13 protein-coding genes are annotated in these 13,918 nt (G+C 71.5%); 4 read left to right on the top strand and 9 right to left on the bottom strand.

The window, feature by feature from the left end:
* Positions 1 to 9: 9 nt before the first annotated feature.
* Entirely contained in the window at positions 10 to 1,308 is a 1,299-nt protein-coding gene (locus MMF94_RS30375) for a wax ester/triacylglycerol synthase domain-containing protein (protein WP_241040793.1), read from the bottom strand.
* A gap of 106 nt (positions 1,309 to 1,414) precedes the next feature.
* On the opposite strand from MMF94_RS30375, the gene MMF94_RS30370 reads away from it, so the two are divergent.
* Together MMF94_RS30370 and MMF94_RS30365 are read left to right on the top strand one after the other, a co-directional pair.
* Positions 1,415 to 1,732, top strand: coding sequence for a TFIIB-type zinc ribbon-containing protein (locus tag MMF94_RS30370; protein WP_277398856.1), 318 nt, complete (start codon positions 1,415 to 1,417; stop codon positions 1,730 to 1,732).
* A 17-nt stretch (positions 1,733 to 1,749) separates the two neighbouring features.
* A complete protein-coding gene (locus MMF94_RS30365) occupies positions 1,750 to 2,412 on the top strand; it encodes a P-loop nucleotide/nucleoside kinase family protein (RefSeq protein ID WP_241040790.1) in 663 nt (220 codons plus the stop codon).
* On the opposite strand, the gene MMF94_RS30360 is transcribed toward MMF94_RS30365, so the two are convergent.
* From MMF94_RS30360 to MMF94_RS30325, 8 genes are all read right to left on the bottom strand, one after another.
* The gene (locus MMF94_RS30360) at positions 2,399 to 4,030 is read right to left on the bottom strand and encodes an AMP-binding protein (RefSeq protein WP_241040788.1); all 1,632 of its coding nucleotides are present in this window, start codon (positions 4,028 to 4,030) and stop codon (positions 2,399 to 2,401) included. The genes MMF94_RS30365 and MMF94_RS30360 overlap by 14 nt on opposite strands.
* Positions 4,031 to 4,276: 246 nt before the next feature.
* Positions 4,277 to 5,878, bottom strand: coding sequence for an LLM class flavin-dependent oxidoreductase (locus tag MMF94_RS30355; RefSeq protein WP_241040786.1), 1,602 nt, complete (start codon positions 5,876 to 5,878; stop codon positions 4,277 to 4,279).
* Positions 5,879 to 6,012: 134 nt separating this feature from the next.
* A complete protein-coding gene (locus MMF94_RS30350) occupies positions 6,013 to 6,873 on the bottom strand; it encodes a dioxygenase family protein (RefSeq protein ID WP_241040785.1) in 861 nt (286 codons plus the stop codon).
* A gap of 2 nt (positions 6,874 to 6,875) precedes the next feature.
* A complete protein-coding gene (locus MMF94_RS30345) occupies positions 6,876 to 7,934 on the bottom strand; it encodes a 5-methyltetrahydropteroyltriglutamate--homocysteine methyltransferase (RefSeq protein WP_241040783.1) in 1,059 nt (352 codons plus the stop codon).
* A 14-nt stretch (positions 7,935 to 7,948) separates the two neighbouring features.
* A complete protein-coding gene (locus tag MMF94_RS30340; RefSeq protein ID WP_241040782.1) occupies positions 7,949 to 8,938 on the bottom strand; it encodes a quinone oxidoreductase family protein in 990 nt (329 codons plus the stop codon).
* Positions 8,939 to 8,943: 5 nt separating this feature from the next.
* Positions 8,944 to 9,756 carry a citryl-CoA lyase gene (locus tag MMF94_RS30335; RefSeq protein WP_241040780.1) on the bottom strand — a complete coding sequence of 271 codons (813 nt, stop codon included), beginning with the start codon at positions 9,754 to 9,756 and terminating at the stop codon, positions 8,944 to 8,946.
* Positions 9,749 to 10,951, bottom strand: a complete 1,203-nt coding sequence (locus tag MMF94_RS30330) for a CaiB/BaiF CoA transferase family protein (RefSeq protein ID WP_241040776.1) — start codon at positions 10,949 to 10,951, stop codon at positions 9,749 to 9,751. Before MMF94_RS30330 ends, MMF94_RS30335 begins: the two co-directional genes overlap by 8 nt.
* Positions 10,952 to 11,047: 96 nt before the next feature.
* Positions 11,048 to 11,857, bottom strand: a complete 810-nt coding sequence (locus MMF94_RS30325) for an IclR family transcriptional regulator domain-containing protein (protein WP_241040775.1) — start codon at positions 11,855 to 11,857, stop codon at positions 11,048 to 11,050.
* Positions 11,858 to 12,060: 203 nt separating this feature from the next.
* Between MMF94_RS30325 and MMF94_RS30320 the strand changes: the two genes are divergently transcribed.
* Together MMF94_RS30320 and MMF94_RS30315 are read left to right on the top strand one after the other, a co-directional pair.
* Complete coding sequence (locus MMF94_RS30320) at positions 12,061 to 13,512, top strand: amidohydrolase family protein (RefSeq protein ID WP_241040774.1); 1,452 nt, start codon at positions 12,061 to 12,063, stop codon at positions 13,510 to 13,512.
* 144 nt (positions 13,513 to 13,656) lie between these two features.
* Positions 13,657 to 13,866 (top strand): FDXHR family putative zinc-binding protein, encoded by a 210-nt coding sequence (locus tag MMF94_RS30315; RefSeq protein ID WP_241040768.1) that lies wholly within the window; start codon positions 13,657 to 13,659, stop codon positions 13,864 to 13,866.
* Positions 13,867 to 13,918 lie beyond the last annotated feature (52 nt).

Below are 13,918 nucleotides of genomic sequence, written 5' to 3'. Positions count from 1 at the left end.
CGATCCGGCTCACCGGCCGCCGCCCGCACGTCCCTGCCGGGTCGCTCCGGTCCCAGTGCCGCCGGCCGCGACCAGCGCGACAGCCTCGTCGTCGATCGCTGCGGCCAGTACGTCGAGGTCGGCGATCACGCCCCGGTCACCGCAGAGACCGAAGCACAGCCGGTCGGCCACCGAGACCACCGCCACGCGCAGCGCATGCCGCTCACCCACCTCCGCGATCGAGTGGATCGCCTCGACCTCCGCACCGAGCACGGAGACATCCTGCCTCGGCCCGGGCACGTTCGACACGGTGAGCGCGAACGCGCGGGGGGCGGCCTGCAGCTCGGAGCACCAGCGGCGCAGCCGGGGCGACGCCCGCCCCAGCTTGTCGAGCAGCTCGGCCATCTCCTCGGCATCGTGGCTCGACTTGCGCAACGCCGTCTCGCGGCGCACCGCGCGGAGCCGCGCAACCGGCTCGGGCACGTCCAGCGGGAGACCGACGCAGAAGAAGGAGTCATGGTTACCGGCCGGCGCGCTCTCGTTCTGCAGGCTGACGGGCACCTTGACGCGGACCCGGCGGATGGGCCCGTGCCGGTGCAGCATCCATGTCCGCAGCGCCCCGGCGAGCACCGCGAGCACCGCATCGTTCACAGTGGCACCCGCAAGCGACCGCGCCGCCGTCCGCAGTCGCGACAGCGAGGTCTGCGCGAAGGCGATCTGCCGGTCGGGACCGATCGGCAGGTCGAACGGCGAACGGCGCAGGCTGGGCAGGAACTCCCGTTCGATCAGGCCTGCGAGGTGGTGGCGGCGGCGGACGTCGTCGGCCGCGTGGGTCACCGGCGGCGAGGTCCGCGCGGCCGGTTGCGCGGGACCGATGTCCCACAGCACGCTGCGCGCCAGCCGCATCGCAGTGGTCCCGTCGGCCAGCGCGTGGTGCAGCCGCCAGACCAGTGCGGTGCCTCCGCCCACGAGCGGTCCGAGGAGATCCATGCGCCACAGCGGGCGGCGCCGGTCGAGGTGCTGCTCGAACAGCCGGGCCACCTCGGCCCTCAGCGCGACGCTGTCGAGCTCGGCGGGCGACCGGGTCTCCGAGATGTGCTCCTGGACGTCGAACGCCGGGTCGACACACCACTCCGGCTCGGTCGGGGGCCCGCTCAGCCGCCAGGTCAGCCGGGGAGCGCCGGCCAGCCGCCTGCTCACGGCGGCCTGCAGCGCTGCGGCCGTGATCGCTCCAGTCCCGAGCGTGATCACCTTGCAGGTGTGCCCGACCACCGTGGGCCCTTCCAGCTCGAGGATCGCCCTGTCCTCGGCCGTCAGCGGTGCCGTCATCCAGACACTGTCGCCCACCTGCGTCTTTCCGGACAAGACACCCGTGCGGGCGCCGTCACCCGATCACGTTCCGCCGCCGCCGATCAACTTTCAGTACCATGACAGGGTGACTTGTCCGAAATGTCGAAATGTCATGCACACCGTCAACCGCGGCGGCATCCACATCGAGCAGTGCCAGGGCTGCCGCGGCATCTTCCTCGACCGCGGTGAGCTCGAGCAGATCTCCAACGCCGAGCACAGCTACTACGGGCCGACGGGAGGCGCGCCGGGCCACTACTCGGACTCCCCGCCGCCCTACGGCTCACACGGCCACGACCGGCACCACGGCGGCCACTACTCCGACTCCCCGCCGCCCTACGGCCACTCGGGCCACTCGGGCCACGGGCGGCGGAAGAAGAGCTTCCTCGAGGGGCTGTTCGACTGATCAGCAAGCCCACTCCTGTGGACCTTCAGATTTGCGTCGGTTGCGGCGACCGGTTCACCACCCCGGTGGTCGCACCCGACGCGGCGGTCCTGGTCTGCGCGCAGTGCGGTCACCGGCAGCCGTTCCGACGGCTGCCGCTCTTCGCGCTCACCGGCCCGAGCGGCGCCGGCAAGTCGACGGTCGGGCGGCTGCTCACGCCCGCCCTCGGCGACCTGGCCGTCGTGGTCGAGCAGGACGTCCTGTGGACAGCGGGACTGCAGGACCCCGCCGACGACTTCCGGCTGTTCCGCTCCACCTGGCTGCGGATGGCCGCGATGATCCACCAGAGTGGGCGACCGGTCGTGCTGGTCGGCACGGTCGTCCCGGCCCAGCTCGAACGCCTGCCCGAGCGGGCGTTCCTCGGCGACATCCACTACCTCGCGCTGGTGTCGGAGCCCGAGGCGCTGCGCGCGAGGCTGCGGGCGCGGCCGGCGTGGCGGGGCTGGGACGAGCGGCGCATCGACGAAACACTGGCGTTCAACGACTGGCTCCGTCGCGAGGGTCCGACACTCCGGCCGCCGGTCGAGCTGATCGACACCACCACGATCCCCCAGGACGAGACCGTCCGCGCGGTCACGAGCTGGGTCCGGCAGGGCTGCGCCGACACCGAACAGCGAAGCCTTTCCGTCATGCGTCCGTGAGGTCGGCCTCTCCGCGTAGCCAGCGCCGGAGCAGCTCCTTGCGCACCTTTCCGATGGTGTTGCGCGGCAGCTGCGGCAGCAGCTCGAGGCGGGACGGCAGGTAGAAGTCGGTCATGCGCTGATCGCTCAGGTACACGCGCAGCTCCTCGAGGCCGACCGGTGGCGTCGTCGCCGGACGGATCACCGCACACGCCAGCTCGCCACCCTTGCCGTCCGGGTAGCCGACCAGCGCGACGTCCGTGACGCCGGGGTGGGACAGCAGCAGCGACTCGACGTCGGTCACCGGGATCATGGCGCTGCCACCGATCCGGTCCCCGACTCGGCCCGCCAACCGGATTCCACCGCGCCCGTCCGGAGCAGCCAGGTCGCCGGTGTCGAACCAGCCGTCGTCGTGATCCGCGATGACGGTGACCTTTCCGGAGTCGCGACCCACGCTCGCCAGGCACACGCCGGGACCCCGGACGAACAGCCGGCCCGGCTGGTCCGGGGTGACGACCGTGTTGGACCGGACGTCGATCTCCGTGGCGGACCCGGGACGTCCGTCGCTGTGCGCGGCCCAGTCCACCGGGTCATCGGCCCGGGTCGACGTTCCCAATCCGATCTCGGTCATCCCGTACTCCGCCCGCAACGGCACCCCGAGCGCGTCCCGCACCTCGGTCACGAGCTGCTTCGGGATGGTCGTGCCTGCAGCGAAGAGCACGCGCAGGGCCGGCAAGGCGAGGGCTCCTGTACCCGCAGCCGCCACCAGGTCGAAGAAGTGGAGCGGGGTCGCGGTGAACTGTGTAGCGCCCGATTCGGCGAGCACAGCCAATCCGGTCTCACCCGACCAGGCATCGAGCAACACGCTGCACGCGCCGGTGAGCAGCGGGGTGAGAACGCTGTAGACCACGCCGAAGAGGTGCACGATCGTAATAGGAGTGAACAGCGCTTCTCCAGGCCCACCTCCGTCGATCTCGACAAGCTGGGCCACAGTGGCGTGCAACGTGTTCCAGGTATGCAGAATCCCCTTCGGCTCGCCCGACGTGCCGGAGGTGAAACAGACGACGGCGACCCGATCCGGATCCTCCTGCGCGTCCTCCAACGCCACCGGATGACGCCGCTCCCACGGAGTGTCCTCGAAGAACGAGGTGAAGCCGATCTCGTCGCCTCCGGCTGGCCGCCCGAGCACCACCCGAGTCCGCAGTTGCGGCAAGCGTGGCGCCATCTCCCGCACCGCCGCGGCGTGGTCGAAGCCGGTCCATTCATCCGCCGTCACGCACAGGCTCGCATCCGTGCCGGCCAGCACACGTTCCAGCTCGCGGGAACGAATGTTCGGGGGGATCAGCGTCAGCACCGCGCCGACCCGGGCGGCCGCCAGCATCAGCGCACCGGCCTGCCACCAGTTCGGCAGCTGGAGCGCGACGACCTCTCCCGGCCGCACGCCCAGCTCGACCAACGCGCCTGCGAACCGCTCCACGTGACCGGCGTACTCGCCGTAGCTGATCTGCCGTTGCGGCCCTCCCGACCGGTGCGCACGAATCGCGATCGCATCCGGCGTCTCGACGCGCCACTGGCGAAGATCCCCGATCGGCCCCGAACTGCGCCAGATGCCGCTTGACCGGTATTCCGTCGCTCGCACCTCGGATGGCCGCAAGGTGGAATGCTGCACAGGAAAGGCCCCCCACGGAAACGCAGATCATGCTGCCGACAGATATGCAGCACATCGATGATCGGCATGCGCGATTTCGATTGCCACGCTACGCCGGTGACTCGCATGGCGGCCACGACGACAACGAGCCCTGAACCGGGCACAATTCGATACGGCGTCGAATCGGGCAACAGATCCGCGAGGGATTTTCCCGCCCCTGATCCGGGGTTCGGCCGGTCAGTAGAAGCCCAGCCTGCTGAGGGGCTCGACGAGCTCCCGCTCCTCGTACGAGAGGTGCGACAACAAGGCGTCGGTGAGCAGATCCACGGCCGCACGCAGCTCCTTCACCCCGTCCGGCCCGCTGACGAAGGAAACCAGGGCGCGGTCGACGCTGTCGAGAACGTCGTGGATGATCCCGTGCTCCTCCTGGAGCCGGTCGATCACGGGCCGGAGCCGATGGTCGGCGCGGCGCAGATGCCGGAACATGCTCTGGTCCTCGATCGTGTGGTGCACCGTGACGATGCGGCAGTACGACTCGCAGTACGCACCGAGGGTCCAGTTGTTCTGGCGCATCGTCATGGCGTTGATGTGATCGCGCGCGGTGCCCGCGTCCATCGCACCGGCCGTGACCTGATCGAGGAGATCGTGCAGCTGCTGCAGCTCGGCACGCAGGTTGTCGTGCACCTGGACGAGGTGCCGGCCGGTGGCCTGCTCGTGGGCGGTGTAGGTGCGCCCGGGATCGGGCGCGGGGCCCGTGGGGCGGGCGGACTCGTCCCAGACCCGGACGTCGCTGCGGCGGGTGCCGCCGTCGGGCGTGGGCACGGTCCGCAACGCAGAGCGCGCCGCCCCCCGAGCGGTCGGCCGCGGAGTGTCCGCACGCGCGGCCACCGGACGGGCGGCAGGGACCTCCGTCGAACCCTCGGCTGCCCCTGGCCGCACCGTTCCGGACACCGCACCGCGCTCCGCCGCCACGGTCTCCCGCACGGCCGGTGCCACCTCGGCAGCGAAACGGCGGATGACCTCGGCGTCGTCGGTCATGAGGAGGTAGGCGCTCATCCCCTGCGTCAGGGTCAGCTCGGCGAGCTGCTCGGCCCATGTGCCCGCCGGCCCCTGCAGGAACCCGCTCCCGCGCTCGGCGAAGGTGCCGGCGATGTTGTACAGCCGCCGAACCGCGGACGGCTGCCGCCCTGCCGATGCAGCAGCCTCGTCGATCACGGCGTTCATCGCGGGGAGGGCGTCCGGTGCCGCGTACGGGCTGCTGGGCAGCCACCCGTCCGCGAGGCGGCCGGTCATCGCGAGCATCCGCTGCTTGTACGCACCGAGCCAGATGCCGACGTCGTGCGCCGGAGCCGGACCGGGGTGGGCACCCCACACCCGGTGGTGGCGCCCGTCGACCCGCACGCTCCCGCCGTCCACCGCCCACATGGCGCGGATGACCGCGATCCCCTCCTCGAGGGCCCGGACGCTCTCCGCCGCGGTCAGCCGGGCGCCACCGTTGGCGGCGATCGCGTCCCAGAACGCGCCCGCACCCAGCCCGAGCTCGACACGGCCGTCGCTGAGCAGATCCAGGGACGCCACGCTGCGCGCGAGCACCGCGGGCAGCCGCAGGGGCAGGTTCGCCACGTTCGGCGCCACCCGCAGCGTGACCGTTCGGGCGGCGATCACTGACAGCAGCGTCCAGGTGTCGAGGTACTTCGCCTGGTAGGGGTGGTCCTGCACCGTCACCAGGTCGAGACCGACCTGCTCGGTCAGGCGGGCGAGCGCCACCACCTCGGCCGGCTGATCGGCCGTCGGCGTCAGGAACGTGCCGAACAGCAGGTCGTGGCCATGATCGGCCATGGGTACGCCTCGACTCTCTCGGGACGCGCACACGCGCGCCGATGCCGGTCTACGTCTAGATAGTATTCTATCTAGACGAGTTGCATCACAGACGATCCTGTCCGGCCGAGAGAGCCGAGCGACCCGGGCGTGGATCAGGCCTTCGGCTGCAGCACGAAGTCGTACTCTGCCGTCAGGAACGGCACCGCGGACTCCCCGCCTTCGGGAGTCGGGCCGGGCTCGTGCTCGGTGAAGGCGACCACCAACTCCTGCTTGGTGCCGAACACCACGTCGCTGTCCAGGTACGGCGCACCCTCGCGGAACAGGTGCGTGATCAGCGGCTCGTAGCCGGGCACGTTGATGAGGAAGTGGACGTGGGCAGGCCGGTTGGGGCTGATGTCGGTGCGCCCGATCAGCTCACCGACCGGGCCGTCCAACGGGATGCCGTAGCCGAGCGGGGCGACGGTGCGCACGCAGTACGTGCCGTCCTCACGGCTGGTGTACTTCGCCCGCAACCGCGCCTCGTCGACGTCGAGCTGCGCCTCGTAGGCGCCATCGGTGTCAGCCTGCCACACGTCGAGCACCGCCCCGCCGACGAGCTTGCCGTCGAGGTCACGGATGGTGCCGTGGACGTAGAGCGGGGTGCCGGGGAGTCCGTCGGACATGTCGGCGCCGTACTCCAGCTCCGGGGACCCGTCGATGTGGAACGGGCCCAGCACGGTGGCGGGCGTCGCGGCCTGGTCGAAGCGATGGTTCATCTGCACCACGAGCATCGACAGGCCCAGCACGTCGGACGCGAGGATGAACTCCTCGCGCTTCTCGTCGCTGATCTGCCCGGTGCGGGTGAGCCACTGCACGGCGGCCATCCATTCCGCCTCGGTGAGCCGGACCTCACGCGCGAACGCGTGCAGGTGGCGCACCAGCGCGGTCAGGACCTCGGCGGTGCGCGGGTCGCGGGCGGTGCCCCAGCGCGCCTCGGCGAGCTCCGTGACGTTGTCCTCGGTGACGAGCTGCATTCTCAGCGTCCCTCCTGGATCTCAGCGCGCAGGAGCGCCGCCGCGCCCGACATCGCGCGCATCTTCCCTGCAGCGGAGTCCCGCGGCAGGTACTTCATTCCGCAGTCGGGGGCGATCACGAGCTGTTCGGGCGGAAGGTAGCGAAACGCCCGGCGCACGCGGTCGGCCACGATCTCCGTGGTCTCGACCTCGGGGTTCGACAGGTCGATCACCCCGAGGATCACGGTCTTGTCGGCGAGGTCGGTGAGCACGCCCAGGTCGAGCCCGGACTGTGCCGTCTCGATCGAGACCTGCTGCACGGGGGAGCCTGCGAGCTCGGGGAGGAAGGAGTACCCCTCCGGGCGCTCGTGGATGATCGCGGCGTAGCCGAAGCAGATGTGCACGGCGGTGGTGCCGGTGACCCCGTCGAGCGCGGCGTTCAGGGCGGCGAGTCCGTAGGCGCGAGCGGCATCCGGACGGGCCTGCATGTACGGCTCGTCGATCTGCACCACGTCGGCACCTGCGGCGAACAGGTCCTTGACCTCCGCGTTGACGGCAGCGGCGTAGCCCATCGCCGCCGACTCCAGGTCGGGGTAGTGGTCGTTCTGTGCCTGCTGGCTCATCGTGAACGGGCCGGGCACCGTGATCTTCACCGGCCGGTCGGTGTTGGCCCGGAGGAACTCGAGGTCGCGCACCTGCACGGGGTGCGGCCGGTGGATCGGGCCCGTGATGCGCGGTACCGGGTTGGGGTGGCCGCTGCGGTCGAGCGCCGTGCCCGGGTTGTCGACGTCCACGCCGTCGAGCGCCGTGGCGAAGTGGTTGGAGTAGCTCTCACGGCGGATCTCGCCGTCGGTCAGCAGGTCGAGCCCGGCCCGCTCCTGTGCCCGGATGGCGAGCCGGGTGGCGTCGTCCTGGGCCTCGGCGAGCAGCGCGGGCTCCACCCGCCACAGCTCCTTCGCCCGCACCCGCGGCGGGAACCGGCCCGCGAGCTTCGCCCGGTCGATCAGCCAGTCCGGCTGGGCGTAACTTCCGACCAGCGACGTCGGCAGGAACGGCAGAGGGGTCTCCGGAACAGCTGTCACTGGGCCTCCAGATTTCAGGGCGTGAGAACGATCCGGCCGGTTGCCCGGCCTTCGGCCTGCCGGGTCCACGCCTGCGCGGCGTGGGCGAGTGGCATCTGCTCGTGCGCCACCGTCACGTTGCCGGCGACGGCCTCGGCGACCACCCGGTTGAGGGCGTCGCTGCGCTGCTGCGGAGTCAGCGCGTTGTTCGTGTAGCCGATCACCTGCACCAGTCTGCTCCGCAGCGTCGAGGAGTCGATCGGAGCGGTCTCGGCCGCCGAGCTGCCCAGGTTGACCAGCCGCCCCCCTGTCCGCAGGGTACGCACGGCCGCGGCGGCGGGGACGCCGAACAGCGGGTCGAGCACGAGGTCGACCGGGCCGTCACACGCCGAACTCATCCGCTCCGCAAGGTCGTCGACGGTGTCCGACGCCTCCAGCGCGACCACCGCGTCCGCCCCGAGCCGGAGCGCCTGCTCGCGCGACCGCGCTGATCGGGCTGCGGCGACCACCCGTCCGGCTCCGCCGGCTCGCGCCAGTTGGACGCCCACCTGACCGACCACGCCACCGGCGCCGAGGACGAGCACCTGCTCCCCCGCCGCCAGCTCGCCGCGCCAGGTCAGCGCCATCCACGCCGCGACGGCGGACAGCCCGAGGGCGGCGACGAGCACGGGGTCGGCCCCGTCCGGCAGCGGAACGACGTCGCGCTCGTGGACCGGCACCCGCGCGCGCATGCTCCCGTCACCGGGGCGCATCCCCGCCGAGGTGGCGAACCACACGGAAGTGCCGGGGGCGATCTGCCCGTTTCCCCGCTCGACGACGCCGACACCCTGCACCCCCGGCACGTACGGCGTCGCGGGACGGCCGAAGTAGGACGTGCCGGAAGCGCAGAGCAGGTCGAGCGGGGTGATCGGGGCGGCGCGGACAGCCACCACCAATTCGTCCGCGGCAGGCTCCGCGATGTCCCTGTCGACGACACGGGGCGGCGCCCCCAGGCTCTCGATGACGGCCGCGGGGACTGCGTTCACGGCGCTCACCGCGCGCCGTCCGAGGTCCACGGGTCCGGGGCGACCGAACGGTTGTTCAGGTCGACCGACAGGAAGATGTCGTTGCCGACCGGGTGCCGCAGCTCCTCCGCGAGCTGCCCGATGAGCCCCGCCGTGCGAGCGAGCAGCGCGAAGCCGCGCAGCAGTGGGAGCGGTAGCCCGAGATCGGCCAGCGCGGCCCCGCACACCCCGGCGCCGTTGAGCGGCAGGGTCCGCCCCAGCACCTGCGGGTGGACACGGCCGATGGCCTCGAACAGCGCGAGGTGCGGGCCGAACTGGCCCTCCTCGCGGGCGATCTGCATCAGCCGCGGCGTGCGAGGGTCGCCGTCCTTGTGCACGTGGTGCCCCAGGCCGGGCACGAATCGCTTCGCCGCCCGCTGCGCGGTGACGGTCTCCAGCGCGAGCGCGTCCCAGCCGGCGTCGTCGGACGGCACGTCCTGCGCATCGGCCAGCACGTCGTGCAGGAATCGGCCGGTGTCCTCGGTGACGCCGAGGAACCGCGAGCCGCCACCGAGCAGCCCGGCGGCGAGCGCGCCTTGAACCGAGTCGGGTGCCGACAGGTACGTCAGCCGCGTGACGATCGCCGTCGGCGTGAACCCGTGGTCGGCGAGCGCGGCCAGCACGGCCTCGAAGACCCGGACCTGCCCCTTCGACGGGCGTTCCTGCGTGGCCAGCCAGAACGCCAGCTCGCCGAACCCGACGTTGCCCATGACGTCCGTGGCGAGGTCCTGGCCGAGGAGCGTGATGGTCGTGGGGCTCGACGCGCCGAGCGCCGTCGGGTAGGTGGGCTGTTCAGCCACGCGTGTCCTCCTGCGTCGCCTGATCCTGGGGGGTCGCGAGCCATTTGCGCAGCTCCGCGCCGTGCTCGTCCAGCTCCGGGGGCGGTAGCTCGTACCGGGCCGGGGTCTCGGAGAACCGGATGGGGTGCCGCGGACTCGGCACGGCGCGCTCGCCCTCCCCGGCATGCACCACGGGGTCGAGCCCGAAGCGCTCGGCCATGGCGAAGCCGCCGTCGATCGTCTGGATGGGCCCGCACGGCACCCCGACAGCCACCAGCGCATCGAACCACTCCGTGGCACTGCGCTGCGCGAGCCGCTCCACCAGGATCGGCCGCAGCTCCTCCCGGTTGGCCGTGCGGTCGGCGTTGCGGGCGAACCGCGGGTCGTCGGCCACCTGCGGGATCTCGAGCACGTCGCACAGCTTGCGGAACTGCCGGTCGTTGGCCGCGGCGACGATCAGGTCGTCGTCGGCTGTCGGCAGCGGCTCGTACGGGAAGACGCTCGGGTGGGCGTTGCCCATGCGGTAGGGCACCACGCCTGCCGAGACGTAGGCCGAGCTGTGGTTGACCAGGCCGGTCAGCGCCGAGGACAACAGGTTGACCTCCACGTGCTGGCCCTGCCCGGTGGCATCGCGGTGCCGCAGTGCGGCCAGGATCCCGATCACCGCGTGGTTGCCCGCCATCACGTCGAACACCGAGATGCCCGCCCGGTAGGGCGGACCGTCCGGGTCGCCGGTGAGGCTCATCAGCCCCGAGATCGCCTGCACCATGAGGTCGTAGCCGGGGACGTGTGCCCCCTTCCCGGAGCCGAAGCCGCTGATCGAGGCGTACACGACCCCCGGGTTCGTGGCGCTCACGGAGGGGAAGTCCAACCCGAACTTCGCAAGGCCTCCCGGCTTGAAGTTCTCGATCACCACGTCGGCGCGGCGGGCGAGCTCGCGGCCGAGCGCAGCATCGCCCTCGTCGCGCAGGTCGAGCGCCATCGACCGCTTCCCGCGGTTGACGCCCAGGTAGTACGTGGAGACCCCGTCGCGCACCGGGGGCATCCACGTGCGGGTCTCGTCGCCATCGGGGCCCTCGACCTTCACGACCTCGGCGCCCATGTCGGCGAGCAGCATCGTGGCGTAGGGGCCGGCGAGCACCCGTGAGAAGTCGGCCACGAGCACACCTGAGAGAGGTCCCGCTCCCCCGGCGCCCTCCGGCGTACCACCTGACATCAAATCGGCCTCTCCGTCCGCGTCACGGACGACCGTCCGCAGCTCGATCGTGACATATGCCCGGGGCGAGGCAAAGCCGTAGCCCGCGGGGGCGGGTCAGGACGCGGCGGTGCGGAACAGATGCGGCACCGTGTCGAGCCGGGCGAAGTCGGCGCTGATCTCCCCCGCGGTGTGCAGGAGAAGCGGCAGGTGCTCCTCGAGCAGGCGCTCCACCGGGGTCTCCGCCGCGTGGGTGTTGACGTTGATGCTCGCCACGACCCGGCCGGTGCCGTCGCGCAGGGGCGCGGCCACGGACCGGATGCCCAGCGCGAGCTGCTCGTCGGTGAGCGCCCATCCCCGCGCCCGCACCTCGCGCAGCTCCGTGTCGCGCTGGGCGCGGTCGGGCTGCCAGCGCGGGGTGAGCCCCGAGCGCGTGGGCTGCTCCAGCACCCGCTCGAGCTCGTCGGCCGGTAGCGCGGCGAGCAGCACCTTGCCCAGCGATGTGGGCAGCGCGGGGAACCGCGTGCCGATCTGCACCGACAGCCCGACGATCTTCGGCACCGCGACACGCGCCACGTAGACGATGTCCGAGCCGTCCAGCTGCGCGATCGAGCACGACTCCTCGGTGCGCGCGACCAGCTGCTCCATGTGCGGACGCGCCACGTCCCACAGGCCGGTGGACCGGACGTAGGCGACCCCGAGCTCCAGCACGCGAGGAGTGAGGGTGAACCCGGCGTCTCCCGTCCGGACATAGCCCAGCTCTTCCAGCGTCAGCAGGATCCGGCGGGCCGTCGGGCGGGCGAGTCCGGTGGCCGTGGCCACCTCGGTGAGCGACATGGCGGGCCGGCCCGTGCGGAAGGCCGCGATCACCTCGAGACCGCGGGCGAGCGCCTCGATGAAGTCCGGTCCGGTCCCAGCCCGCGGCATGACTCACTCCCCAGCTCGATGTGGCGTCCCGATAGCGTAACGAACGTCCGTTGTGCGGACGCAGCACACGATAGGTGCCAGATGGAGGGCCCCATCACGGCGGATTGACACCGCAACCACCGTCCGAGAAGGTGATCGGCAGCCCCCTGACGGCATACGGACAGACGTCCGCAAATGCCCCCGTGTTCGAAGGAGCGTCTGGAATGACGGACCCGCAGGATGTCGGCGCCGACCGCTCCGTGGTGCTGCGCGGCGGACTCGTCATCACCCTCGACGACGCGCGCCGGGTGCTCCCGGACACGGACGTGCTGGTGGTCGGCGACCGGATCGCCGCCGTCGGCCCCGGGCTGGAGGTGCCGGGGGGCACTACCGAGATCGACGCCCGCACCGGGATCGTCATGCCCGGCATGATCGACACTCACCGGCACATGTGGCAGACGGCCATGCGCGGCTACGGCGCCGACTGGACGCTCACGCAGTACTTCGTCTGGTACTACCTCGAGTCGGGGAAGCACTTCCGCCCCCAGGACGTCCGCGCGGGCAACCTGCTCGCCGCGATCGAGGCGATCGACGCCGGTGTCACCACCACCGTCGACTGGTCCCACGGCCTGCAGACCACCGACCACGCCGAGGCCGCCGTCGACGCCCTGCGGGCCGTTCCCGGCCGGTTCGTGCTCGCCTACGGCAACATCCAGCAGGCTCCGTGGGAGTGGGCGACCTCCCCCGACTTCCAGGCCTTCGCCCGCCGTCGGATCGACGCCGCCGACGACATGCTCGGCTTCCAGATCGCCTTCGACGTCACCGGCGACCCCGCCTTCCCGGAGAAGGCCGCGTACGAGGTGGCCCGCGAGCTCGGCGTGCCCGTCACCACGCACGCCGGCGTCTGGGGCGCCACCAACGACGACGGCATCCGTCTCGCGCACGAGGCCGGTTTCCTCGACGAGCGCAGCGTCTTCGTGCACGCCGCCACCCTCTCGGCCGACTCCTACCACCGCATCGCCGCCACCGGCGGATCGGTCTCCGTCTCCACCGAGAGCGAGCAGAGCGCCGGGCAGGGCTACCCGCCCACGTGGGCCCTGCGCGCGCACGGCATCCCCGTGTCGCTGTCGATGGACACGAGCGTCTGGTGGAGCGGTGACCTGTTCTCGGCGATGCGCACCACGCTGGGCGCCGACCGCTCGCGGGAGCACTTCGAGGCCCACGCCACGGGCGAGACCGTCACCCACGTCTCACTGCGCGCCCAGCACGTGGTCGAGTGGGCCACCCGAGGCGGAGCCCATGCCCTCGGCCGCGACAGCGAGCTCGGCAGCCTCGAGCCGGGCAAGAAGGCCGACGTCGTGCTGCTCAGGAACGACCGCTCGCCCGTGTCGTTCCCGGTGCTCAACCCCTACGGCCACGTGGCCTTCCAGGCCCAGCGCGGGGACGTGCACACCGTGATCGTCAACGGACGCGTGGTGAAGCACGAGCACGAGCTCGTGGGCGTCGACCTCGCCGCCGCTCGTCGCGAGGTGGAGGCCACGGTCGAACACCTGCGGTCGGTGCTGGGCGAGGAGGCCTGGGAGAAGGGCATGAACCCCGACGTTCCCGAGACCACGATCCTCGACAACCCCTACACCTACACCGAGTACCACAGCGCCAGCACACACGGACGCTGAGCCGGCGCAAAGGTCGCCGCGAGATGCGGTTGCGCGCCCTCGTGAGGGCGGAAAATCCGGATCTCGCAACGATCATGCGCGGCATCTCGATCACGACACCTACCGATCATGAGCCGGCGGAGGCCACGTCGTAACCTCCCGATCATGGAGCTGCTGCGGATGGCGTGCTGCGGCTCGTCCTGGGTCGGGGTCGAGCGCGCGCACTGCTGCAGGCGCACCGGTGGATGCGGGCACGTCTTCGACACAGCGCAGCTGTGGGACGCCCACCGCCCGCAGGCCGGCTGCATCGATCCGCGTTCCCTCGACCTCGTGCAGACCAAGAACGGCATCTGGCTGGAGAGCACCGCCTCCTGAGCGCGGTGCTCTCCAGGACCGCGGCGTCCCGCCCGGGCCGCCGGTAACGGCC

The sequence above is a fragment of the Pseudonocardia alaniniphila genome (genome assembly GCF_022524485.1).
In the GTDB taxonomy this organism is placed as follows: Bacteria; Actinomycetota; Actinomycetes; order Mycobacteriales; family Pseudonocardiaceae; genus Pseudonocardia; species Pseudonocardia alaniniphila.
This window is presented reverse-complemented; position numbering and strand designations above follow the sequence as displayed.

Excerpts from the sequence above, each read along its gene's own strand:
- MMF94_RS30375 (WP_241040793.1), bottom strand. The coding sequence starts at position 1,308 with ATGACGGCACCGCTGACGGCCGAGGACAGGGCGATCCTCGAGCTGGAA.
- MMF94_RS30355 (WP_241040786.1), bottom strand. The coding sequence starts at position 5,878 with ATGGCCGATCATGGCCACGACCTGCTGTTCGGCACGTTCCTGACGCCG.
- MMF94_RS30350 (WP_241040785.1), bottom strand. The coding sequence starts at position 6,873 with ATGCAGCTCGTCACCGAGGACAACGTCACGGAGCTCGCCGAGGCGCGC.
- MMF94_RS30330 (WP_241040776.1), bottom strand. The coding sequence starts at position 10,951 with ATGTCAGGTGGTACGCCGGAGGGCGCCGGGGGAGCGGGACCTCTCTCA.
- MMF94_RS30325 (WP_241040775.1), bottom strand. The coding sequence starts at position 11,857 with ATGCCGCGGGCTGGGACCGGACCGGACTTCATCGAGGCGCTCGCCCGC.
- MMF94_RS30320 (WP_241040774.1), top strand. The coding sequence starts at position 12,061 with ATGACGGACCCGCAGGATGTCGGCGCCGACCGCTCCGTGGTGCTGCGC.
- MMF94_RS30315 (WP_241040768.1), top strand. The coding sequence starts at position 13,657 with ATGGAGCTGCTGCGGATGGCGTGCTGCGGCTCGTCCTGGGTCGGGGTC.